Below are 20,758 nucleotides of genomic sequence, written 5' to 3'. Positions count from 1 at the left end.
GCCGACGGGGCCGACGGCGGCGGAGGGCCCGCGGGGCACGGCCCGGGCGGCGGGACCCGGCCGGGCCCGGGCGAGGGCCCGCAGCGTGTCCGCGTCCGCCCGGCGCGCGGGGCGGGCGTCAGGCGCGGGGCTCGCGCCACATGGGCCACAGCGAGGGCCCGCCCGGGAGGTCCACGGTCCGGCCGCAGAGGACGAAGCCGAGGCGCTCGTACAGCGCCTTGCTCCGGGTGTTGCTCGCCTCCAGGTAGGCGGGCGTCCGCTCCCGGTCGCACCGGTCCAGCGCGGAGGCCAGCAGGGCGCCGCCGAGCCCCGCGCTCTGCCGGCCCGGAGCCGCCACGATGGCCGGAAGGTAGTAGTGCGCGGTGCCGGTGGGGTGCGCCTCGCCGGTCAACCGCGCGACGGTGACCACCCGCTCGTTGCCGGGATCGGCCGCGGCCAGGAGCTCGGCCATCGCCGGCTCGTCTCCGCCGTCCCCGTCGCCGTCGTCCTCGGCGCCGTCCGTGGCTCCGTCCCCGTCGCTGCCGCCGAGGGCACCGGGGGCGCCGGGGGCGCCGGCATGCGGGCTGTCCGCGGTGCTCCCGGACCCGTGAGCCTCCTCGGCGGGGATCGGCAGCCACAGGGCGGCAGCCGACACGTCCTCGCTGACGTCGACCCACCCGTCGCGCAGCGCCGCGTCCAGCATCACCCCGAAGAACCGGGGATGCGCGGTGCGCCGGTGCGTCTCGTCCGGGAACACCCAGCCGCTGACCGGGTCGTCCATGAAGGCTTCCCCCAGCAGCCGGGCTATGGAATCCCGCTCTTCCGGGCGGGCGCGGCGGATCGTGGGCTGGGCGGCGGTCGGCTGGTCCATGGGTGTCTCCCTGTGCTGCGGGGCCGGTCCATCGGCGCGTACCGACGGTCGTCCCGGGCCACCAGTGGTCGTTTCCGGTCCGGTGACAGGCGGTCGTCTCCGGTGCGCGGACGGGGCGTCTCCGGCGGTGGTGTGAGGGCCAGGGAAGGCGCGTCCTGAAGCCCCGTTCCGCCGGGCGGTGCTCAAAAGCGCCCCCAGACTAACTGCGGTGACATCAGGCCCCGTTGAGCGGTCGGATCCAGCCGGTTCCGTGTGTGGGCCGGGCCGGACAGCGCCGGGCCCGGATCTCGGGCAGCGGAACGTCCCGCCAGGCGCGGTGCCTTCGTCGGCGGAGACCTGCTGGTCCGGGCCGTGACGCAGGGCCTGGAGGGGGGGGGAGCGCCTGCCGGGAAAAGTCCCGGACTACCACCTGATGCCGGAGCGACGTGGTGATGCCGGGGCGACGTCATGCCGGAGTGGCGAAAATGCGGCCGCGCGCCGGCCCTGTACCGCCGTGCCCCGCCGTCGCCGCGGTCCGCGGCACCGCTCCGCCCGCCGGATCGGCTTCGCACCCGGCCGCCACCTCGGAATGCCGGAATGCCGGAATGACGTCATACCGGCATGGCGCGACGGTCCGTCCGACGGAACGCGGGGCGTGGAGCGGCCGATGCCTCGCCGGCCGGGTGGATCAGCCGATGCCCTGCCGGTCGGGATGCATCGAGAAGTCCTGCTCGGTGGGGTCCGGAAGGGCACGGGCCACGGCTCGCCCGAGGAGCGTCCGGTGCCGCAGCAACGGCTCCCGGCGCCCCTCGGGCGCGAGCCGCACCAGATCGTCGAGCACGGCGACCAGGCGCCGCGACACCTGTGGCGCCGCGGCTCCGGCGTGCCGGATCTCCACCAGCCCCACATCCACCAGATCGGCCCACGTCGGCAACGGCTGGGCCAGCCGCAGGGCGCCTTCCCCGTCCTTGTAATGCACCTCACCCAACGGCCGTCGCACCAGCACCGCCAGCAGTTGGTGGATACGGTCGAGTGCCTGCACCGCCGTGCTCGGATCGTTGACGGCGGGCGACAGGGCCCGCAGCGCGATGTCGGACAGCTGCCGCAGCCCGTAGCCGGGGTCCTGGTGGAAGGTGCGCTCCACCCCCACCTGGAACGCGGTCCGCACCCGCCGCCCGGTCGGGGCCGGACCGCCGTGCACGGTGCAGACCGGAGTGCCGGGCACGATGAAGTCGCCGATCCGCGGCTCCAGCCGGAGGATCACCCCGTGCCGCCGGGCCAGCCGGACGAGCCGCCCCGCGTTCACGCTCCGCAGCACCCCGGCCGGACCGGAGTACACGATCCGCCCGTCGCCCTCCGGCAGCCCGGTCCGGACCTCACCGCCGTCCGGCCCGGAGCCGGCATCAGACGGAAGCGGCCCGGAACCCGACGGAAGCGGCCCGGAACCCGACGGAAGTCGCCCGGAGCCCGGCGGAAGCGGCTGGTCGCGGAGGGCGGCCAGCGACTCGCGGGCCACCCGGTCGATCACCTGGTGCACCCGCATGAGGCGCAGGATGGCGTGCACATACGCGATGAACAACAGCAGGCTGACCATGACCAGCACCAGGCCCACGACACCGGACACCACCGGCACCGAGGTCGCCGTCCTGGGATCGTTGTTGCCCTCGTTCTGGAACTGCACCAGCAGCGTGAAGGCGAACGTGGCGAGGAAGACCGCGAACGTCACCCGGGTGATCCGGCTCCGGATGTAGAGGCGCAGCACCCGTGGCGAGAACTGGTTCGCCATCTGCAGCGCGACCAGCGAGATCGAGAAGACCACGCCGATGAAGGTCAGCATGGACGACCCGACGGTGTTCAGCAGCGTCTTGGCGTCGTCGGAGATCTTCAGCAGGTCGTCGATCTCGTCGGTCTCGCCCGCGTCCCGCAGGACGTCGATCAGCCAGGTGTCGGCGGCCGTGGTGAGGAGCGCCAGCACGATCGCGCCGAGCAGTCCCACCACCGGAGCGAACCAGAACGCCTCCCGCAGCCACTCACGCAACGGCGAGAGCCGTCTCGTCCGTCGCCGGCCCGCCACCTCGGTCACATCGTGTGTCACATCGTGCACTGTAAGTGCATGGCGTCGAGATGCTCCACGACGGCCCGTCGGAGCCCGCGCCCCCGGCGCCGGGCGCACCCCCCGGACCTCGGGATACGCAGGTGAAAGCACCTCCGGACCCCTGGTATCGTTACTCCTGTCGCCGCGGGGAACTGCGGCACGACACCTTGTCCGGGTGGCGGAATGGCAGACGCGCTAGCTTGAGGTGCTAGTGCCCTTTATCGGGCGTGGGGGTTCAAGTCCCCCCTCGGACACTTACTCCGAATACGGCGGACCGTGACTCGAGCAGTCACGGTCCGTTTCGTTTTGGGCGGCTGGCATGCGACGACGCTCATGTGACCGCGGTTGTGCGACGGCGCCTCATGGCATGGCTCGCGCGGCGACGCCACTGGACGCGAAACCGCGCGGCAGAGCCGCCGGGCATCTCCGTGGTCGATCGGCCATCGGGGGCGCAGCGACGATGACAGGATCGGCTCATGACAACCGGCGACTTCGAGCTGACCATGGACGAGCTGCGAGTCGTGGCGCGCTACGCGGCGGAGAGCGCTCAGGAAGTCCTTCCGGTGTTCGAGGAAGCCGTCCCCGGTGACCCGCGGCCTCGAGCGGCCGTCGACGCCGCCTGGGAATTCGTGAACGGCGCGAGAAGGACCAAGCTGCAGCGTGTCACCTCGTTGGACGCCCACCGGGCCGCGAAGGAAGCGGGCACGGAAGCCGCAGGTCTCGCCGCGCGCGCCGCCGGCGACGCCGCGGCAGCCGCGTACCTCCACCCGATCGCGAAGGCCACCCAGGTGGGCCACATCCTGCGCGCGGCCGCAAACGCGGCGCGCGTGGCCGAGCTGACGGCGGGCGACGACCCCGAAGCCGGGGACGAGAGCATCGAGCAGGCCCGCCAACGCGCAACGCCGGCCCTGCGGGATGTCCTGAGCCGGTACCCGGCCGCACCGAACGGCAGGGGCCGCGTGGACCGGCTCATGAGTGCCTTGGATGCTTCCTTGCGCATCTCCCGCTGAGGAGGCCCTCCTTACCGCGCTGCGGGCCCGCGCGTAAGAGCGGACAGGGTAACTCGCCGCTCGAATGAACCTGTTGGCCCACTGTCGCGCGAGCTCAGCGCCGCGCCGCTGAAGGGCTGACCAGGGCGTAGTCGGCCGGTCACCCTCGGGGCTTACCCGCGGAAACCCCTTTTCCTGCAGTGAGTTCTGCATCACTATGGGCACTCCTGTTCCCGGCAGTTACACCCATGAGAGTGCACTTGCGGCGGCGCAGCGGAAAAACCGAACGAATGGCATGAACGAGGGGTCGTGCGGTGCCCGAGCTCCACCCGATCGACCGGAACAACGACCGAAGCTCCGTGGGCGAGGGGTCCGACCACCCCGGCCTGTCGGACTCCGAACTGACCGAATACGTACGGGCCGGCGCGCCGACCGCCGAACCCGCCATGCAGGAACTCCGTCGGCGCCACCTCCCCGCCGTCCTCACCTACGCCCGCCTGTGCAGCAGAAACCAGACCGCCGGGAATCAGCTGGCCGCCCAGGCGTTCGCGCTGGCCTGGCCCGAGGTGCGCAGGGGCATCGGTCCGCGCGGGGCGTGGCGGCATTACCTGCTGACGCTCGTTCAGCAGGCGGCGGTGACCCGGGCCGCGGGCGGCCTCCGGGACCGGCTGGACGGCGACTTCGCCGACTGGATCGACGCCACCACGCAGAGCGGGCCCGACTGGGTGTCGGCCCGGCACACCGCCCTCGAGCAGCAGTCCGTCATGCTCGGCGCGTACTACACACTGCCCCAGCACCAGCAGGACGTCCTCTGGTACGCGGTGGTGGACGAGGAGCCGGACGCCGAGGCGGCCACGTTCCTCGGTGTCCGGCCGACCGGGGTGCCGGACCTCGCCGCACGGGCCCTGGTGGCGATGCGTGCGGCCTATCTCCGGACGTATCTGCAGGGCACCGAGGACCGGCGGTGTCAGGGCTTCCGGCGGCTGGTCGAGGCCGCCGCCCGGCCGGAGAACCCCCGCCGGAGCGAGGACCTGGAGCAGCATGTGGCCGAGTGCGCCGGCTGCCACCTCACCTTGGTGGAGCTCACCGCACTGGGCGCGACTCCCCGGGCGGTCCTGGCCGACGGTCTGCTCGGCTGGGGCGGCGCGGCCTACCTCGCCGCGGACCGGGTGCCGGTGCCGGCCGCCCCGGCGCCGGCGCCGGCGGACGGTTCGCCGTCCACCGTGACGCTCCCGGCGCAGCCCCCGGCACCCGAGGCGAACCACGCGAACGACACGAACGACGCGAACGCCCAGGAGACCTCGCACGCCGACGCGCCCTGGCAGTCCCGGGTCGAGGCGGGACGGCAGTGGATCACCCGCCCCGTACCGCTGGCGGCGACGGCGGCCGCGGTCCTGACGGCCGTTCTTCTCACCTTCGTGCTGGCCGCTTCGGACGGCCCCCGGCCGGGTGAGGCGGGCGCCGACATGGGGCGGGCACCGGAACCGCCCCCCGCCGCCACCGTCACCGCGACGGTGTCGTCACCGGCGAGGACGCCGTCCCCCAGCGTCTCCGTCACCACGGCCCCGCCCAAGGAACCGTCTCCGTCCCACACCGCCTCGGCCGCTTCGCCCGGCATCGTGGAGAACTCGTTCTCCCAGGTGGTCAACGCGGCGTCCGGCCTGTGCCTCGACATCGAGGACCACGAGCTGGAACAGGGCAACGACGTGGTCACCGACCAGTGCTCGGGGAGCCCCACCCAGCAGTGGCGCCTGGACTCCATCGGCCTGCTCCACAGCTACGCCGACGCGGACTTCTGCCTCGACACCCGCGGCGACGTCGACGACGGAATCGGCATCTGGACCTGCGAGTTCGTCGAGGGGGAGGACGGCGAGAACCTGCTCTGGATCTCCGACCGCGCGGGCCTCATCCGGCCGAACATCGCCCCGGACCACGCCCTCGTGCCGGACGAGGACGGACCGGGCAGCCTGCTGGACGTGAGCCCGCTGTCCGGGCTGGCCGACCAGCGCTGGCGCGCGGGTGCGGCACCGTCCCACTGAGTTCCGTTCGCCCGCAGCGCGGGGCGTCCGGGCACGGTCACCGCTGGGCCGACAACCGCACGGGCCTGCTCCAGGGACCGGACGACCCGAGCCGCATCATCGACACCAGGATCACGGGTCCGGCGGAGTCCTTCGGCTTCCACGTGGTCGTCGGAGAGGACGTGGGCGCGGGCGCCTGGATGTACCACTGCCACGTGCAGACCCACTCCGACCGGGGCATGGCCGGGCTGTTCCTGGTCGCCGAACCCGACGGCACGGTCCCGGGCCACGAGGCCCATCACCAGGTCCAGTCGCCGAACTCCCGTCGACCGCCCGGAGGGCTGTCTCCGCGGCGTCAGGTGCGTGCTCTCGGAGCGCCGGGCCCGGCCCCCCGGGACCGACCCCCAGGCTTCGGCCCCCGGGCCCGCCCCCCGGGTTCGGCCCCCGGCTTCGGCCCCCGGGGTCGGAAAGGGGGCCGGGCCCGGGCGACGTCAGCTCACCCCCGCTTGATCATGTCAGCGCATTTCTCGCCGATCATCATCGTCGTGATGCAGGGGTTGACGGCGGGCAGGAACGGCATGATGGACGCGTCGGCGACCCGGAGTCCGGTCACGCCCTTGACCTTGAGCTGGGGGTCGACCGGCGCTGTGGGGTCGTCCTCGGTGCCCATCTTCACCGTGCCCGCCGGGTGGTAGACGGTGTTGTGGGTCTTGCGGATGTAGTCGAACAGTTCCTCGTCCGACTGGGCGTCCGGGCCCGGGGCCAGCTCGGTTCCCGCCCAGTCCGCCAGCGGCGGCTGGGCGGCGATCTCGCGGGCGAGCCGGAGGCCGTGGGTCATCACCCGGACGTCGTGCTCATCGGTGAAGTACTGCGGGTCCACCCGGGGCTTGTCGCGGAAGTCGCGGGTGCGCAGCCGCACCGTGCCGGAGGACCGGGCGCGGGTGACGTTGGGCGTGAGGCAGAACGCGTTCTCCGTCGTCGGGTAGCCGTGCCGGTAGGTGTTCATGTCGAACGGCACCGAGCCGTAGTGGAACATCAGGTCCGGCCGGTCCAGGCCCGGCTGCGTGTCGGTGAAGATCCCGATCTCCCACCACTGGGTGGAGGAGGTGACCATCGGCTGCTTCGCCTCCCACATGATCAGCCCCTCGGGGTGGTCGATCAGGTGCGAGCCCACGCCGGGTGCGTCGACCCGGACGTCCACCCCGGTCTCGCGGAGGTGGGCGGCCGGTCCGATGCCGGAGAGCATCAGCAGCTTCGGGGAGTCGATCGCGCCGCACGAGACGACCACCTCGCGGCGGGCGCTGACGGTACGGGAGTGGATCAGGTCCGGATCCAGGTACTCGACGCCCGTGGCGCGGCCGTTGCCGTCGAAGACCACCCGCTTGGCCCGCACCTCCGTACGGAGCTCCAGGTTCGGCCGCTTGCCGAGGATCGGGTGGAGGTAGGAGACGGAGGCCGAGGAGCGGGTGCCGTCCTCGCGGGCGTTGATCTGGAACCAGTGCGCTCCCCGGATCACCGTGGTGCCGGTGTTGAACGGGGTGGTGGGGATGCCTGCGGCGGCGCAGGCCTCCAGGAGCGCGCGCCCGCAGGGGTCGTTCGGCGGAACGTTGCGGATGCGCACCGGCCCGGAGCGGCCGTGGTGGTCGCCGGGCTCGTCGTTGTTCTCCAGCAGCTGGTAGAACGGGAAGCACTCGGCGGCGCTCCAGCCGGTGCAGCCCATGGCGGCCCACTCGTCGAGGTCCTCGGCCGGGGCCCAGAAGGCGATGGCCGAGTTGTGCGAGGAACAGCCGCCCAGGACGCGGGCGCGGGCGTGCCGCATGAAGCTGTTGCCGTTGACCTGCGGCTCGATCGGGTAGTCCCAGTCGTAGCCCGACTCCAGCAGCGCCATCCACTTCGTCAGCTGGAGGATGTTGTCGTCGCCGACGTCCGACGGACCGGCCTCCAGCAGGCATACGCTGACCTCCGGATCCTCCGTCAGGCGGGCCGCCACGACGGATCCGGCGGTCCCGCCGCCGACGACGACGTAGTCGAACGTGTCCACGGGGGCTTCTTCGGGCATGGCGCTCTCCAGCTCGGTGCTCGGTGCGTTGGCTCAGGATGCGTTGGCTCAGGTGCTCGTGCTCACGGGGCGCGAGGCGATCGAGAGGCTCGGGACGTCGGAGATGCCCGAGACGTGCAGGATGCTCGAGGCGTTCGGGCGTTCGGGCGTTCGGGCGTTCGGGTGCTCCGGTCCGGCTCGGCGGGACGACGCCGGGTCAGGAGCCGGGCGTCTGCTCTTCACCCGGGACCCTGGCCTGGTGCTCGACCAGGATCCCGGTGCGGTGCCGCTGGACGAACCAGTAGTAGAGGAAGCCGCCGCCGGCCACGATGCCGATGAAGACGAAGGCTCCCCAGCGCAGGTACCAGTGCTGCGGACCGGTGGCGTTGTAGACCTCGGCGCGGGGCCAGGCGAGGTTGAGGGCCATCGCGCCGCCCCACAGCACCGCGAGGATGTTGACCGGCAGTCCCCACCGGCCGAGGGAGAAGCGCCCCTCCGCCGGCTTCCACTTGCCGCGCAGCCGCTTGACCAGCAGAGGGGTGGTGACCAGGAGGTAGGCCAGATAGATCATGATGACCGCGATACTCGTGATCACCGAGAAGATCTGCGGCTGATTGATGTTGATCACCAGGATGGCGACCGCGACGAGCCCCATGACCACCGCCGGCACGACCGGGGTCTGGAAGCGCGGGCTGACCCGGGCGAGCATCGACCCGGCGGGGAGGTTGTTGTCCCGGGCCATGGCGAACATCAGCCGGATCCCGGCGGCCTGGACGGCCAGTTCGCAGACGGTGATCGCGATGACCACGCACCAGAGCACGATCTCTCCGATGGTCGAGCCGAGCGTGGCGAGGACCACGTACTGCAGGCCGTCCACGGACAGCTCCTTGGCCTGCAGGTTGGGCACCGACATCAGGGCGAAGAGCAGGATGAGGCCGCCGATGAGGAACGAGGCGATGAGCGCCCGCAGGATGGCGCGGGGGGCGTTCCGGCCCGGGTCGAGGGACTCCTCGCCGAGCGAGGAGGCCGTGTCGAAGCCGTACATCACATACGCCGACGCCAGCGACGCGGTCAGGAACGCGCCGAAGTAGCCCAGGGTCTGGCCCTCGCCCAGCCCGTAGGTGTCGGTGAGCGTCTCCGCCGGGCCGCGGGTGATGTGCGCGGCCAGCAGGAGGATGAGCACGATGGCGGCGACCAGCTCGATGAAGACACCGGCCGAGTTGATCCGGGCCATCAGCTTCACCCCGTAGGCGTTCACCAGGGTGGTGAAGAGGATGAGGATGGAGCCGAGGAGTACGGCGTTGGTGGCCGCGTCGTTCTCCCCGGTGCCGTCGCCGACGAACTGGAAGAAGTCGTCGATCTGCGGCAGCGTGACCTGGTAGGCGAGCGCCACGGCGGACAGCGACACCATCGTCGCGGTCATCATCATCCAGCCGCCGAGCCAGCCGATGTGCGGCCCGCCCATCGTCTTGGACCAGTTGTAGACCGATCCGGCGACCGGATACCGGGCGGCCAGCTCGCAGAAGCAGAGCGCCACCATGAGCTGGCCGACGAAGACCATGGGCCAGGACCACCAGTAGGCGGGCCCGCCGTGGCTCACACCGAAGTAGAACAGCTGGAACGTGCCGGTCAGGATCGAGATGTAGCTGACCCCGGCGGCGAACGTGTGGAAATTGCCGAGGGTGCGTTTGAGTTCGGGGCGATAGCCGAATTCCGCGATCGAGGAGTCGTCGTCGTGGTCGTCGCCGTGCGGGCCGCCGGAGCCGGCCGGCTCAGCGGCGGTCACGCGAACCACCTCTGCGGCCGCGGCGCGGTGTTCCGCCAGATGTGTTTGGGTTCCTGGTACTCGGCCAGCCCGGCCGGTCCGAGTTCGCGGCCGACGCCGGACTGCTTCATGCCGCCCCATTCCGCCTGCGGTACATACGGGTGGAAGTCATTGATCCAGACCGTCCCGGCACGCAGCCGGGAGGAGACCCGCTGGGCCAGCTCGCCGTCCTGGGTCCACAGCCCGCCCGCCAGGCCGTAGACGGTGTCATTGGCCAGCGCCACGGCCTCGTCCTCGTCGCGGAACCGCTCCACGGTCATCACCGGGCCGAACGACTCGTCCCGTACCACCGACATGCCCGGTGTGCAGTCGTCGAGCACGGTCGGCAGATAGTAGAAACCATTCTGCAGAGCGGGGTCGTCCGGGCGCCGTCCGCCGCAGCGGAGCACCGCTCCCTCGGCCAGGCCCGCCGCGACATAGGACTCGATCTTCGCGCGGTGTTCCTCGGAGATCAGCGGGCCGGTCCGGGCGTTCTCGTCGAACGGGCCGCCGAGCGGGATCTCCCGGGCCCGCGCCACGACTTCGTCCACGAACGCGTCGTGCAGCTCCTGCTGGACGAGTAGCCGCGCACCGGCCGAGCAGACCTGCCCGGAGTGCAGGAAGACCGCCATCAGGGCGTAGTCGACGGCGGTGTCGAAGTCCGCGTCGGCGAAGACGATGTTGGGGTTCTTGCCGCCCAGCTCCAGCGCGATCTTCTTCACGGTGGGGGCGGCGGCCGCCATGATCCGGCGCCCGGTGACGAGCCCGCCGGTGAACGACACCAGGTCCACCCGTTCGTCGGTGGTGATCGGCGCGCCGACGGTGGCCCCGGACCCCAGCAGCAGATTGCCGGCGCCCGGCGGCAGCCCGGCCTCCTCCAGCAGCCGCATCAGCAGGATCGCGGTGTGCGGGGTGAGCTCGCTCGGCTTGAGGACGAAGGTGTTGCCCGCGCCGAGGGCGGGCGCCACCTTCCAGGCGGTCTGCAGCAGCGGGTAGTTCCACGGGGTGATCAGCGAACAGACGCCCACCGGCTCGTGCACCACCCGGCTGTCCACCGCCGGGTCGCCGGTGTCGATGACCCGCTCGGTGCCGCCCGCGCAGACCAGGTTGCCGAAGTAGCGGAAGCAGTTCGCGATGTCGTCCATGTCGATCTCGCTCTCCACCAGCCGCTTCCCGGTGTCGAGGGACTCGGCCCGCGCGAAGTCGCCCTTGTCCCGCTCCAGGAAGTCCGCCACGCGGAGCAGCAGCCGGCCGCGCTCGGCGGCCGGGGTGCGGGGCCAGGGACCGCGGTCGAAGGCGTCCCGCGCCGCGGCCACCGCGGCGGCGGCGTCCTTGGGACCCGCCTCGTCCACAGTGGCGACCGGCGTGCCGTCGGCCGGGCAGCGGATTTCGCGTACCTGCCCGTCGACGGCGGCCGTCCACCGGCCATCGATGAAGAGATCCGGCATATCGGGATTCCTCCGGCTCTGCCCCGGTTCCCCGGCCGACGGGGCTCGACCGGCTGCCGTGACGACGCGTACGCAGGGGATTGTATGTGGTGGATGTCACATATGCGCGAAGCTGTTGATCGGATGTTGAGTGTCCGTTGATCGGGGCTCAGCAGAGTGGGCGTCATGTTGATCGAGATCAGCGGCCCGGACGGCCGCACGGAGCCCGAGTGGCGGGAGCGGGCCCTCTGCGCCCAGACCGGGCCCGAGTTCTTCTTTCCCGAGGCGGGCGGCTCCACGCGGGAGGCCAAGCGGGTCTGCCTGTCGTGCGAGGAGCGGGTCCCGTGTCTGGAGTACGCGCTCGCGAACGACGAGCGCTTCGGCGTCTGGGGCGGCCTCTCCGAGAACGAGCGGCGCAGGCTCCGCGCCGGCTGACGCCGAAACGATTTGGTGCCACGGCCATGAGCGCGTAGAGTCGGGTTCACCGACGCGGGGTGGAGCAGCTCGGTAGCTCGCTGGGCTCATAACCCAGAGGTCGCAGGTTCAAATCCTGTCCCCGCTACTACGACAGCAGGCCCGGTGCTTTAGCACCGGGCCTGCTGCTGTGTGTGGCCGCCCCGCCGCGCGATGGCGGGCGATGCACCCCGCCGGACGAACCCCGCCGGATACGACTCGGCCCCGCTCCGGTGGGGGAGTGGGGCCGAGCCGTATCGCGGTGCGGGGCGCGCCGGGCGTCAGGAGGCGTGGGCGGCCCGCCGGGCCAGCAGGGCCTGCCGGCGCTCGTCGAACTTGGTCGCCTGGTCGTCGAGTCCGCCCATGAACAGGCCGAGCTCCTCCTGGGCCTTCAGGCCCTCGGGCCCGAGGCCGGAGATCTCCAGCACCTTCAGGAAGCGGAGCACCGGCTGCAGGACGTCGTCGTGGTGGATCCGCAGGTTGTAGATCCCGCCGATCGCCATCCGGGCCGCCGCGCGCTCGAAGCCGGGCATGCCGTGACCGGGCATCCGGAAGTTGACGACGACGTCCCGGACGGCACACATCGTCAGGTCGGGGGCGAGCTCGAACGCCTTCCCCAGGAGGTTGCGGTAGAAGACCATGTGCAGGTTCTCGTCGGTGGCGATCCGCGCCAGCATCCGGTCGCACACCGGGTCGCCCGAGTGGTGGCCCGTGTTGCGGTGCGAGATGCGGGTCGCGAGCTCCTGGAAGGCGACGTAGGCGACCGAGTGCAGCATGCTGTGCCGGTTGTCGGACTCGAAGCCCTCCGACATGTGCGACATCCGGAACCGCTCCAGCTCGTCCGGGTCCACGGCGCGGGAGGTCAGCAGGTAGTCCCGCATGACGATGCCGTGCCGGCCTTCCTCGGCGGTCCAGCGGTGGACCCAGGTGCCCCAGGCGCCGTCCCGGCCGAAGAGCGTCGCTATCTCGTGGTGGTAGCTGGGGAGGTTGTCCTCGGTGAGCAGGTTCACCACCAGGGCGGTCCGGCCGATGTCGGTGACCTTGGACTGCTCCGGCGACCAGGGCTCGCCCTCCATGACGCCGCCGAAGTTCCGGCCGTCGCTCCAGGGCACGTACTCGTGGGGCATCCAGTCCTTGGCGACCTTCAGATGCCGGTTGAGCTCGGTCTCGACGACCTCCTCCAGCGCGTAGAGCAGCCGGGCGTCACTCCATTCCCTGGAGCCGTTGAGGGGGGCAGGGCTGATGGACAAAGCGGCTCCTGGCGTACGGGGACAGGTACTACACCTACGTAGCCGTAGGTTACGAGTCCGTAGGTTAAGGCCCCGGTAAGGCGAAGGCCAATGCCGATGGAGCGGCGCCCGGCTTCGTCCCGCTATGCGTACAGATCCCGCAGTCGCACGGAGAGGCAGGTCACGCAGCCCTCCAGCTTCTCGAACTCCGAGATGTCGACCGGCACCGGTTCGTAGCCGAGGCTCGCGAACAGCTCCGCGCTCTTCGGCGCGCTCGCCGCCATCAGCAGCTTTCCGCCGCCGAGCAGCACCACATGGGCCCCGGACTCCTCGGGGACCGGGAGGAAGTGCGGGAACACCGCGGGGTCGTCGACGAGCGGGGGGTAGCCGATGACCGTGCCGTCCGGCAGCGCCGTCACCGCGGACTTCAGATGGAGGACCTTGCTCACCGGCACCGCGACCACCCGTGCCCCGAGCGGCTCGAAGGCGGCCCGCAGCTGCTGCACCCCCGCCGCGTTGGTCCGGCCGCCCCGGCCCACGTAGATGGTCTCGCCGACCTTGAGGATGTCGCCGCCGTCCAGCGTCCCCGGTGCCCACACCCAGTTGATCGAGCAGCCGAGCCGGGCCACGGCCTCCTCCACCGCCGCCGTCTCCGGCTTCCGGGAGTCGGCGCCCGGGCGGGCGATCAGGGCGACGTTCCGGTGGATCACCACCGTGTCCTCGATGAAGACGCTGTCCGGGCAGTCGTGGGCGGGCTCCACCTCGAACGGCTCCCAGCCGTGCGCCAGCAGTGCCTGCACATAGCCGTCCCACTGCTGCAGTGCGAGGGCCGGATCGACGGGCGACCGCTCGATATGGGTGACCAGGCCTTCCGCGAGGCGGGGGCTGGGGCGGCGGATCAGCGCCTTCTTGCTGGGCACAGGGGCTCCCTGGGGTCGGCGGACGACTGCTGGTGGCCCCATCCTGAACGTCACCCGGCGCCTGCTCCACCGTCCTCATCCGCCCAGCGGGCATCATTCCCGGCGTTTGCGCGGATACCGGGCCTCGCCCTGTCGACCCGCCGGGTGACCCGTCGGTAACCTGCGGCGGACTGACGTCTCGTCATGGAGGTGGTCGGTGTGGGCCCTTGGTTCGGGCGTGCGGCCCCGCGGGCCGGACCGGCCCGCGGCCGGACCGGCACCGTGATCCTCGTCGCTCTGCTGCTCACCGCCGGGGCCCTGGCCGTGCTCGCCGGGGGCAGTACGGGCGACGGCGCGCCGTCGCGGTGCCCCGGCCTGCGGATCGCCTCCTGGTCCGCCGACGACCGCACCACCGGGGCGTTCGCCCGCTACGGCGACGACCCCGGCCGCCTCGACGACTGGACCGGGGGCGACGGCACCCACTCGGTGCGCCTCCCGGACGGCCGGATCCTGTGGCTGTTCTCGGACTCCTTCCTCGGCCGGGTCCACGGCCCGCCCAACCCGGCGGGCCAGCCGCACGCCTGGCGCGAGGCGCCGGCCGGCGGGCCCGGCTGGGTGCGGAACTCCGCCGTGGTGACGACGCCGTCCGGCCGGCCGGAACGCACCCTCACCGGCGGTACGGCCGCCGCCCCCGCCCCGCTGTTCCCGGATGTGTCGGCCCGTCCGCGGCACTGGCGCTGGCCGGTCCAGGCGCTCGTCGAGCCGCGGACGCCCGGCGCGGCGGAGCGGGTCGTCCGGGTCCTGCTGTGGACCCGGACCGAGGGGCCGCCGCCCTGGCTCTACGGGGTGCCCGAGGCCACCGAGGTCGCCACCCTCTCCCTCCCCGGCCTGCGGCTGGAGGGCATCGAGCGCATCTCCGGGCCCGGCGGGCCGGATCCCGGCCGCCGGGTCCTCTACGGCACCACGGCCGTCCGCCGCGGCGGCACGACCTATGTCTACGGCGGCGACGAGGGCTCCGGCGCCACCCCGGCCCGGCCGTCCTCGTACGCCTATCTGGCGCGGGTGCCGGCGGGCTCCCTCGCCGACCGGTCCGCATGGCGCTACTGGGACGGCTCGGGCTGGCGGCGGGAACCGGCGCGGGCGCACCCGGTGCTCGGTGACGGCGCACGCCACGGAGTGGGCAGCGCCTTCACCGTCGTGCGCCGGGGCCGTACCTGGGTGCTGCTCACCATGGACGCGGGCGGTCCGCGGGCGGCCGGGCTGTCCACCGTCGCCACCTACTGGGCGTGCTCACCGCAGGGGCCGTGGCACGGCCCGGACCGGGGCTTCCGTGCGCCGCTGCCGCCCGACTCGGCGCCGGACCCGAAGACCGCGGCCTACAACCCGCAGGCGCATCCCGGGGTGGGGTCCGGCGGCAGGCTGCTGCTGAGCTACGACGTCAACTGGCTCGGACCGGACTCCGCCGCCCTGGCCCACGTCAACCGCAATGTCTCCCTCTACCGGCCGCGCTTCGTCCGCCTGCGGTTCGGCGGGACCGCCGGGGGCCCGCCGGCTCCGGTGCGGGTGCCGCGGTGAGCGCGCCGGAGCCGTGCCGTGGCCTGTTGCCGTGCCCCCGGGGTCCGTCATGCCTCGCGCAGCAGCGCGGTCAGCTCGCCGTCGAGGTCGAACTGCGCCGACTCCTGGCCCGCGGGCACCACGAGATAGGAGCGCTGGAGGAAGCGGCGCAGGTCGGCGGCGTCCATCCGGACCATGGCCGTGCCGACGGTCGCGTGGAACTCCAGGACCGTGGTGTCGGCGCCGAACGGCCGCACATGGACGTCCCCGTCGCCGGCCGGCTCCTTCAGCCCGGCGGCCAGCAGGTCGCGGGCGAAGACCCACGCCACGTCGGAACCGGCCAGCGAGGCCCGCGGCGGGAAGCAGATCCGGACGGCCAGGGGGTCGTCGCGCCGGTAGCGCAGCACCGCCGGGATGTCGAGCACCTGTGCTTCGGCGGTGATCAGACCGGCCTGGACGGCTTGGTCAATGACAGGGGACAACGCCTGGCTCCTCGCGCTCGTGTCGGGTCCGTGTCGCGGCACCGGGTGAGACGCCGGACGAAGCCGTTCCGTGCATTCGAGGGGGGCGTGACCTCGGTCACGGGAAATTCAGAGGCTGTTGCGGACCTCACGGGCGAAACGGGCAGGTCCGACGGTTTCTCCACGGCCCGTCAGCACCGTGAGAGGGGCGCCGTCGAGCTGCACCGTGGGGGTGCTGGAGACCCCGCTGGTGTAGAAGGCCTTGGACACCTTCTTCACCCAGGGCATCCAGTGCTCCCGCTCCACCGCGCGGTCGAAGCCGGGGGCCCGCAGGCCCTCGACCCGGTCCGCGAGCTCCAGCAGGGTGCGGGGGGAGCCGAAGGCGTCGTCGTTCCGTGCCGGTTGGTGGGCGGAGAGGACGTGCAGATAGTCCCCGAACGTCCGCTGGCCCCGGTCGGCCGCGGCCCCCAGTGCGTTCAGCGCGCGAGCGGATCCGCTGCCGCCGAGCGAGCCGTCCAGGAACGTCGCGAAGTGGTACTCGATCTTGAACATGCCCTGGTCCGCGAGCTTCCGCATGGTGGGGCCGAGCGCGGTCTCCGCCTTGCCGCAGTGCGGGCAGCGCAGGTCGAGGTAGACCGCGAGGACATGCGCGGCGTCGGCCTTGCCGTACACCACCGCCGTCCCCTCCCGGTTGGTGTGGGCGGGAGCGGAGACCGGTGCGCTCACCACCGGAGCGTCCATCGCCCCGGCCCGGGCGTCGTCACCGGCGCCACCGCATCCGGCGGTCAGCGCCGGCACCAGCGCGGCGACGATCAGGGGCCACTTCTTGGCTCTCACGGACGGCCCGCTTTCCTTCGACAGATCAGGAAAAAAGGTTACCGCCGACCGGGGTGCCGCCCCGGGCCGAGCGGTACCGGATACCCCCTTCGAACGCATGCCGCAAGGAAGCCGCCCGGGCCCTACCCTGCGCGTGGTGCCCACCCGTTCGGCCTGATAGGACAGGCACATGGGATGGACTGTGGGGGAATGGCCGCGCACCGAGGACGAGGCGGTCGCCGAGCAGCGACGGCTGCGCGGGCTCGTCGACCTGGACAGCCCCGGCCCGGTGCCGGGCGCCGCGGGCCGGGTCGCCGGGGTGGACGTGGCGTACGACGAGAACTCCGGCCGGGTGGCCGCCGCCGCGGTGGTCCTGGACCTGGAGACCCTCGCGGTGGTGGACCGGGCCACCGCGACCGGCACGACCGGGTTCCCCTACGTCCCCGGCCTGCTGGCCTTCCGTGAGCTGCCGTCCGTCCTGGCGGCGTTGGAGAAGCTGAGCAGCCTCCCCGACCTCGTCGTCTGCGACGGCTACGGCATCGCGCACCCGCGCCGTCTCGGGCTCGCCAGCCATCTCGGCGTCCTCACCGGCATCCCGTCCTTCGGGGTCGCCAAGACGCCGTTCTCCTTCACCTACGAGCAGCCGGACACCCCGCGCGGCGCCTGGTCGCCGCTGGTGGACGGCGGCGAGACGGTCGGGCGGGCGCTGCGCACCCAGGACGGGGTGAAGCCGGTCTTCGTCTCCGTCGGACATGCCGTCAGCCTCGACCACGCCTGCGCCCACACGCTGCGGCTGTCCCGGCACCGCCTCCCGGAGACCACCCGGCAGGCGGATGGGCTGTGCCGCCGCTCGCTGGCGGCGGCTTCGGGCTGACGGCGGCCACCGGGTGACGCGGACACGGGCTGACGGCGGACACCGCGTGGGCGGTCTCCGAAGGGGCCGGTGAGCCGGTAGTCCGGGGTCGGTTCTCCGTCACCGGAGTCCGGACGAGGGGCGTGGCCCGGCGGTGGCCCGCCGGAGCGTAGGCTCGGGATCATGTTCGTACTCGAGCTGACCTACACAGCACCCCTCGATGAAATCGATGCCCTGCTTCCCGCCCACCGGGAGTGGCTGAACGAGCAGTACGAGGCGGGCGTGTTCGTCGTCTCCGGGCGGAAGAACCCGCGCGACGGAGGGCTCATCATCGCGGTGGGCGAGGACCGGGACCGGATCGAGGCCGTGGTGGCCAGCGACCCGTTCGTCCAGGAGGAGGTCTGCGCCTACCGGGTCACCGAGGTCGTCGTCACCCAGGTGGCGCCGGGATACGAGGAGTTGCACACCCAGCCGGTCGGCTGAGCCGTCCCGGTCGCGGGGTGGACGGGGCACCCCGGGTGGGCTAACTTCCGGCGCCATGACGTTACCCAGCAAGGTGAGGCACATCGTCGCCGCCGGGATCTGCGGGCTGCTGCTCGCGGCCTCCCCGGCCCAGGCCGGCGTCACTGGAACCACCGGCGCCACCGGAACCACCGCGGCCTCCGCGGCGACCGGGACCGGCTGGCAGCTCACCGACACCGGCAGCACCGCCCGGTTCCGCGGCCTCGCCGCCGTCGGCCCGCGCACCGCCTGGGCGGCGGGATCCCAGGGCACCGTCCTGCGCACCACCAACGGCGGACGGCAGTGGCGCAACGTTTCACCACCGGGCGCCGCCGCACTGGAGTTCCGGGACATCGAGGCCTTCGACGCCCGGCGCGCCGTGGTCCTGGCCATCGGCGAAGGCGAGGCCTCCCGCATCCTCCGCACGGACGACGGCGGGGCGAGCTGGACCGAGACCTTCCGGAACACCGACGCCCGGGCCTTCTACGACTGCATGGCGTTCTTCGACCGGCGGCACGGACTGGCGCTCAGCGACCCGGTCGACGGCCGGTACCGGCTGCTCTCCACTGCCGACGGCGGACGGTCCTGGTCGGTGCTCCCCTCCGCGGGCATGCCCGAAGCGCAGCCGGGCGACGCCGCGTTCGCGGCGAGCGGCCAGTGCCTGACCGTCTCCGGTTCCCGGGATGTGTGGCTGGCCACCGGGGGCGGGCCGACCGCCCGCATCCTGCACTCCGCGGACCGCGGCCGCACCTTCGAGCCGGCCGAGTCGACCGTCCCGGCGGGCGATCCGGCCCGCGGCGTCTTCGCGGTGGCCTTCCGCGGCCGGCACGGCATCGCCGTCGGCGGCGACTACCGGCCCGGTCAGCCGTCCCCGCAAGCCGCCGCCACCAGCCGGGACTCCGGCCGCGGCTGGAACCCGTCCCGCCGTCCCCCGACGGCCTACCGCTCCGGCGTGACCTGGCTCCCGGGTGTGCGCACCGCCGCCATCGCGGTGGGCCCCACCGGCAGCGACCTGACGACGGACTCCGGCCGCACCTGGCGGACCTTCGACCCGGGCTCCTTCGACACGGTCGACTGCGCCCCGGGCCGCTCCGCCGCGTACCGGGGGCGGGACGGCGCCACGGCGCGGCGCGTCCCGGAGGTGCGGCACGCCGCGGACCGGGCCCGGGCGGCGCACCGCGGCTGCTGGGCAGCGGGCGAGAAGGGACGGATCGCGCGCCTGGCCCGGTGACGGTCGTCGGCGGGGGCGTACCGCCTCTTCCAGGGGCGCGCGTACCGCCCCTGGAAGAGGCGCGGGGCGGTTGCGCGCCCCGCGCGCGTCAACCCGTCCGCCTCATCCCCCCCCGGCTCATCCCGTCCGGACGATCCGGAACGTCAGCCCCGCCGCCACCAGCCGGCCGGTCAGCGCCTCGCCCATCACCATCGCGGTCGTCACCTGGCCCCGGCCCCGGGAGCCCAGGTCGGGGAGGTCGTCGAAGGCCAGGCACAGTGCCGACTCCGCGAGCATCTTCGCCGTCTCGTCGTAGCCCGGGTCGCCGCCGGAGACCTCCGTGACCACCGAGCGCCCGCCGCCCTCCCCGACGAAGCGGACCGCGAACCAGCTGTCCGCCCGCCGGGCCGGGCCCGGCCCCTCGCCCGGCTTCCGGCGCTCCGACAGCCACTGCCGTGCCGCCGGGAGTTGCGCCAGTGCCCCCACCGCGCCGACCGCCGCCACACCCGCCACCGCGACGGGCAGCTGGGCCACCGCGGCGTGGTGCCGGTAGCGGAAGTCCGGTCCGTACCGCTCCAGCGCCGCCGCCGAACGGGCCACGATCTGCGGATCGATCGTCGGCAGCGGCAGCGCCCAGGCGCGCATGCTCCGGCTGCGCCGCGGCGGGGCCAGGGCCGCCCGCACCCGGCGGCCGGCCGCCGGGCGGGGCTCGGAGTGCCGCCGGTCCCGGGCCGCCCGCGCGGTCTCCCGCGGCCGGGAGAGTGCGGTGAGCGCGGAGGCGAAGGTTCCCCCGGAGAAGGTCGCGTTGGAGCGGACGAAGCCGTCGATCCGCAGCGGTACGCCCTCGGGCAGCTGCCCGACGGTGAAGTACACGCCCAGGTCGTGCGGCACGGAGTCGAAGCCGCAGGCGTGCACCAGCCGGGCCCCGGTCTCCCGGGCCCGCGCGTCGTGCCGCAGATACATCCGGTCGACGAACTCCGGCTCCCCGGCCAGGTCGACATAGTCGGTTCCGGACTCGGCGCAGGCCGCGACCAGCGGCTCGCCGTGGGTGCTGTACGGGCCGACCGTGGTGGCCACCACCCGGGCCGAGCCCGCGACCGCTCGAAGGGCGGCCGGGTCACCCGCGTCGGCGCGCAGCAGCGGCAGACCGGCGCAGGCGGGGTTGACGGCGGCCAGCCGGTCGCGGAGCCGTTCCAGCTTGGCGGTGCTCCGGCCGGCGAGGGCCCAGCGGCAGCCGGCGGGGGCGTGCCGCGCCAGGTACTCGGCGGTCAGCCCGCCGGTGAAGCCGGTCGCGCCGAAGAGCACGATGTCATGGGCCCGCTGATCCGGTGTTCCGGTGTCCGTCACTCGTCACTCCAACGTCGTGCGCCGCTCGCCGCACCCACCACCGCGAACGGGGGAGCACGGCGGGCGGAACGTGGCGGTCGTCCCTTGCCGTCCGCACGCGGGGCGGGGCGGCCGGGCGTCCTGCCGGGGCCGTGATCCCGTCGCCGCGGCGAGCTACGCCACGGTAGGGACCTGGGAAGGTGCGGTCAACAGGGGTGGGGGTTGGTGACGGCGCTGCTGAGAGGGAGGGGCCCGG

17 protein-coding genes, 2 tRNA genes and 1 pseudogene are annotated in these 20,758 nt (G+C 72.9%); 10 read left to right on the top strand and 10 right to left on the bottom strand.

Going from position 1 to position 20,758, the window contains the following annotated elements:
- Window positions 1–118: 118 nt before the first annotated feature.
- Both ABT112_RS04775 and ABT112_RS04770 read right to left on the bottom strand, forming a co-directional pair.
- On the bottom strand, window positions 119–850 hold the full coding sequence (locus tag ABT112_RS04775) for a GNAT family N-acetyltransferase (protein WP_351505561.1): 732 nt from the start codon (window positions 848–850) through the stop codon (window positions 119–121).
- 667 nt (window positions 851–1,517) lie between these two features.
- Window positions 1,518–2,924, bottom strand: a complete 1,407-nt coding sequence (locus tag ABT112_RS04770; RefSeq protein ID WP_351505559.1) for a DUF2254 domain-containing protein — start codon at window positions 2,922–2,924, stop codon at window positions 1,518–1,520.
- A 169-nt stretch (window positions 2,925–3,093) separates the two neighbouring features.
- On the opposite strand from ABT112_RS04770, the gene ABT112_RS04765 reads away from it, so the two are divergent.
- The 4 genes and pseudogenes from ABT112_RS04765 to ABT112_RS04750 form a co-directional block, all read left to right on the top strand.
- Window positions 3,094–3,178, top strand: a tRNA-Leu gene (locus tag ABT112_RS04765).
- A 222-nt stretch (window positions 3,179–3,400) separates the two neighbouring features.
- The gene (locus ABT112_RS04760) at window positions 3,401–3,934 is read left to right on the top strand and encodes a putative immunity protein (RefSeq protein WP_351505557.1); all 534 of its coding nucleotides are present in this window, start codon (window positions 3,401–3,403) and stop codon (window positions 3,932–3,934) included.
- Between the two features lie 293 nt (window positions 3,935–4,227).
- Window positions 4,228–5,952 (top strand): ricin-type beta-trefoil lectin domain protein, encoded by a 1,725-nt coding sequence (locus ABT112_RS04755; RefSeq protein WP_351505555.1) that lies wholly within the window; start codon window positions 4,228–4,230, stop codon window positions 5,950–5,952.
- A 32-nt stretch (window positions 5,953–5,984) separates the two neighbouring features.
- Window positions 5,985–6,233 (top strand): annotated as a pseudogene (locus tag ABT112_RS04750) (multicopper oxidase domain-containing protein); the annotation flags it as partial.
- Between the two features lie 194 nt (window positions 6,234–6,427).
- Here the strand turns inward: ABT112_RS04750 and ABT112_RS04745 are convergent.
- The 3 genes from ABT112_RS04745 to ABT112_RS04735 all read right to left on the bottom strand — a co-directional run bounded on the left by ABT112_RS04745 (window position 6,428) and on the right by ABT112_RS04735 (window position 11,221).
- Window positions 6,428–7,990 carry a GMC family oxidoreductase gene (locus tag ABT112_RS04745; RefSeq protein ID WP_351505553.1) on the bottom strand — a complete coding sequence of 521 codons (1,563 nt, stop codon included), beginning with the start codon at window positions 7,988–7,990 and terminating at the stop codon, window positions 6,428–6,430.
- Between the two features lie 196 nt (window positions 7,991–8,186).
- Complete coding sequence (locus tag ABT112_RS04740) at window positions 8,187–9,755, bottom strand: APC family permease (RefSeq protein ID WP_351505551.1); 1,569 nt, start codon at window positions 9,753–9,755, stop codon at window positions 8,187–8,189.
- Entirely contained in the window at window positions 9,752–11,221 is a 1,470-nt protein-coding gene (locus ABT112_RS04735) for an aldehyde dehydrogenase family protein (RefSeq protein ID WP_351505549.1), read from the bottom strand. Before ABT112_RS04735 ends, ABT112_RS04740 begins: the two co-directional genes overlap by 4 nt.
- 165 nt (window positions 11,222–11,386) lie before the next feature.
- Here ABT112_RS04735 and ABT112_RS04730 point away from each other — a divergent pair, with 165 nt between their 5' ends.
- Both ABT112_RS04730 and ABT112_RS04725 read left to right on the top strand, forming a co-directional pair.
- Window positions 11,387–11,635, top strand: a complete 249-nt coding sequence (locus tag ABT112_RS04730; RefSeq protein ID WP_351505547.1) for a WhiB family transcriptional regulator — start codon at window positions 11,387–11,389, stop codon at window positions 11,633–11,635.
- Window positions 11,636–11,688: 53 nt separating this feature from the next.
- Window positions 11,689–11,762: transfer RNA gene (locus ABT112_RS04725), tRNA-Met, on the top strand.
- A 172-nt stretch (window positions 11,763–11,934) separates the two neighbouring features.
- Here ABT112_RS04725 and ABT112_RS04720 read toward each other — a convergent pair.
- Window positions 11,935–12,903 carry an acyl-ACP desaturase gene (locus ABT112_RS04720; protein ID WP_351505545.1) on the bottom strand — a complete coding sequence of 323 codons (969 nt, stop codon included), beginning with the start codon at window positions 12,901–12,903 and terminating at the stop codon, window positions 11,935–11,937.
- 122 nt (window positions 12,904–13,025) lie between these two features.
- Window positions 13,026–13,802, bottom strand: a complete 777-nt coding sequence (ddaH, locus tag ABT112_RS04715) for a dimethylargininase (protein WP_351505543.1) — start codon at window positions 13,800–13,802, stop codon at window positions 13,026–13,028.
- A gap of 198 nt (window positions 13,803–14,000) precedes the next feature.
- On the opposite strand from ddaH, the gene ABT112_RS04710 reads away from it, so the two are divergent.
- The gene (locus ABT112_RS04710) at window positions 14,001–15,356 is read left to right on the top strand and encodes a DUF5005 domain-containing protein (protein ID WP_351505541.1); all 1,356 of its coding nucleotides are present in this window, start codon (window positions 14,001–14,003) and stop codon (window positions 15,354–15,356) included.
- A 47-nt stretch (window positions 15,357–15,403) separates the two neighbouring features.
- On the opposite strand, the gene ssgD is transcribed toward ABT112_RS04710, so the two are convergent.
- Window positions 15,404–15,817: a spore wall synthesis regulator SsgD gene (gene ssgD, locus ABT112_RS04705; protein ID WP_351505539.1), complete on the bottom strand. Its 414-nt coding sequence runs from the start codon at window positions 15,815–15,817 to the stop codon at window positions 15,404–15,406.
- 108 nt (window positions 15,818–15,925) lie between these two features.
- On the bottom strand, window positions 15,926–16,633 hold the full coding sequence (locus ABT112_RS04700) for a thioredoxin domain-containing protein (RefSeq protein WP_351505537.1): 708 nt from the start codon (window positions 16,631–16,633) through the stop codon (window positions 15,926–15,928).
- A 169-nt stretch (window positions 16,634–16,802) separates the two neighbouring features.
- On the opposite strand from ABT112_RS04700, the gene ABT112_RS04695 reads away from it, so the two are divergent.
- The 3 genes from ABT112_RS04695 (at window position 16,803) to ABT112_RS04685 (ending at window position 19,197) form a co-directional block, all read left to right on the top strand.
- Window positions 16,803–17,486, top strand: a complete 684-nt coding sequence (locus tag ABT112_RS04695) for an endonuclease V (RefSeq protein WP_351505535.1) — start codon at window positions 16,803–16,805, stop codon at window positions 17,484–17,486.
- Between the two features lie 162 nt (window positions 17,487–17,648).
- Window positions 17,649–17,948, top strand: a complete 300-nt coding sequence (locus tag ABT112_RS04690) for a YciI family protein (RefSeq protein WP_351505533.1) — start codon at window positions 17,649–17,651, stop codon at window positions 17,946–17,948.
- Between the two features lie 55 nt (window positions 17,949–18,003).
- Window positions 18,004–19,197, top strand: a complete 1,194-nt coding sequence (locus tag ABT112_RS04685; protein ID WP_351505531.1) for a WD40/YVTN/BNR-like repeat-containing protein — start codon at window positions 18,004–18,006, stop codon at window positions 19,195–19,197.
- Window positions 19,198–19,314: 117 nt separating this feature from the next.
- Here ABT112_RS04685 and ABT112_RS04680 read toward each other — a convergent pair whose 3' ends face one another.
- Window positions 19,315–20,523, bottom strand: coding sequence for a saccharopine dehydrogenase family protein (locus ABT112_RS04680; protein ID WP_351505529.1), 1,209 nt, complete (start codon window positions 20,521–20,523; stop codon window positions 19,315–19,317).
- Window positions 20,524–20,758 lie beyond the last annotated feature (235 nt).

The sequence above is a fragment of the Streptomyces sp. NPDC002055 genome (genome assembly GCF_040296705.1).
Taxonomy (GTDB): Bacteria; Actinomycetota; Actinomycetes; order Streptomycetales; family Streptomycetaceae; genus Streptomyces.
This window is presented reverse-complemented; position numbering and strand designations above follow the sequence as displayed.

What these genes read in the sequence shown, in the direction of transcription:
- ABT112_RS04775 (WP_351505561.1), bottom strand. Translation starts at nt 850, where the DNA reads ATGGACCAGCCGACCGCCGCCCAGCCCACGATCCGCCGCGCCCGCCCG.
- ABT112_RS04760 (WP_351505557.1), top strand. Translation starts at nt 3,401, where the DNA reads ATGACAACCGGCGACTTCGAGCTGACCATGGACGAGCTGCGAGTCGTG.
- ABT112_RS04745 (WP_351505553.1), bottom strand. Translation starts at nt 7,990, where the DNA reads ATGCCCGAAGAAGCCCCCGTGGACACGTTCGACTACGTCGTCGTCGGC.
- ABT112_RS04735 (WP_351505549.1), bottom strand. Translation starts at nt 11,221, where the DNA reads ATGCCGGATCTCTTCATCGATGGCCGGTGGACGGCCGCCGTCGACGGG.
- ABT112_RS04730 (WP_351505547.1), top strand. Translation starts at nt 11,387, where the DNA reads ATGTTGATCGAGATCAGCGGCCCGGACGGCCGCACGGAGCCCGAGTGG.
- ABT112_RS04695 (WP_351505535.1), top strand. Translation starts at nt 16,803, where the DNA reads ATGGGATGGACTGTGGGGGAATGGCCGCGCACCGAGGACGAGGCGGTC.
- ABT112_RS04690 (WP_351505533.1), top strand. Translation starts at nt 17,649, where the DNA reads ATGTTCGTACTCGAGCTGACCTACACAGCACCCCTCGATGAAATCGAT.
- ABT112_RS04685 (WP_351505531.1), top strand. Translation starts at nt 18,004, where the DNA reads ATGACGTTACCCAGCAAGGTGAGGCACATCGTCGCCGCCGGGATCTGC.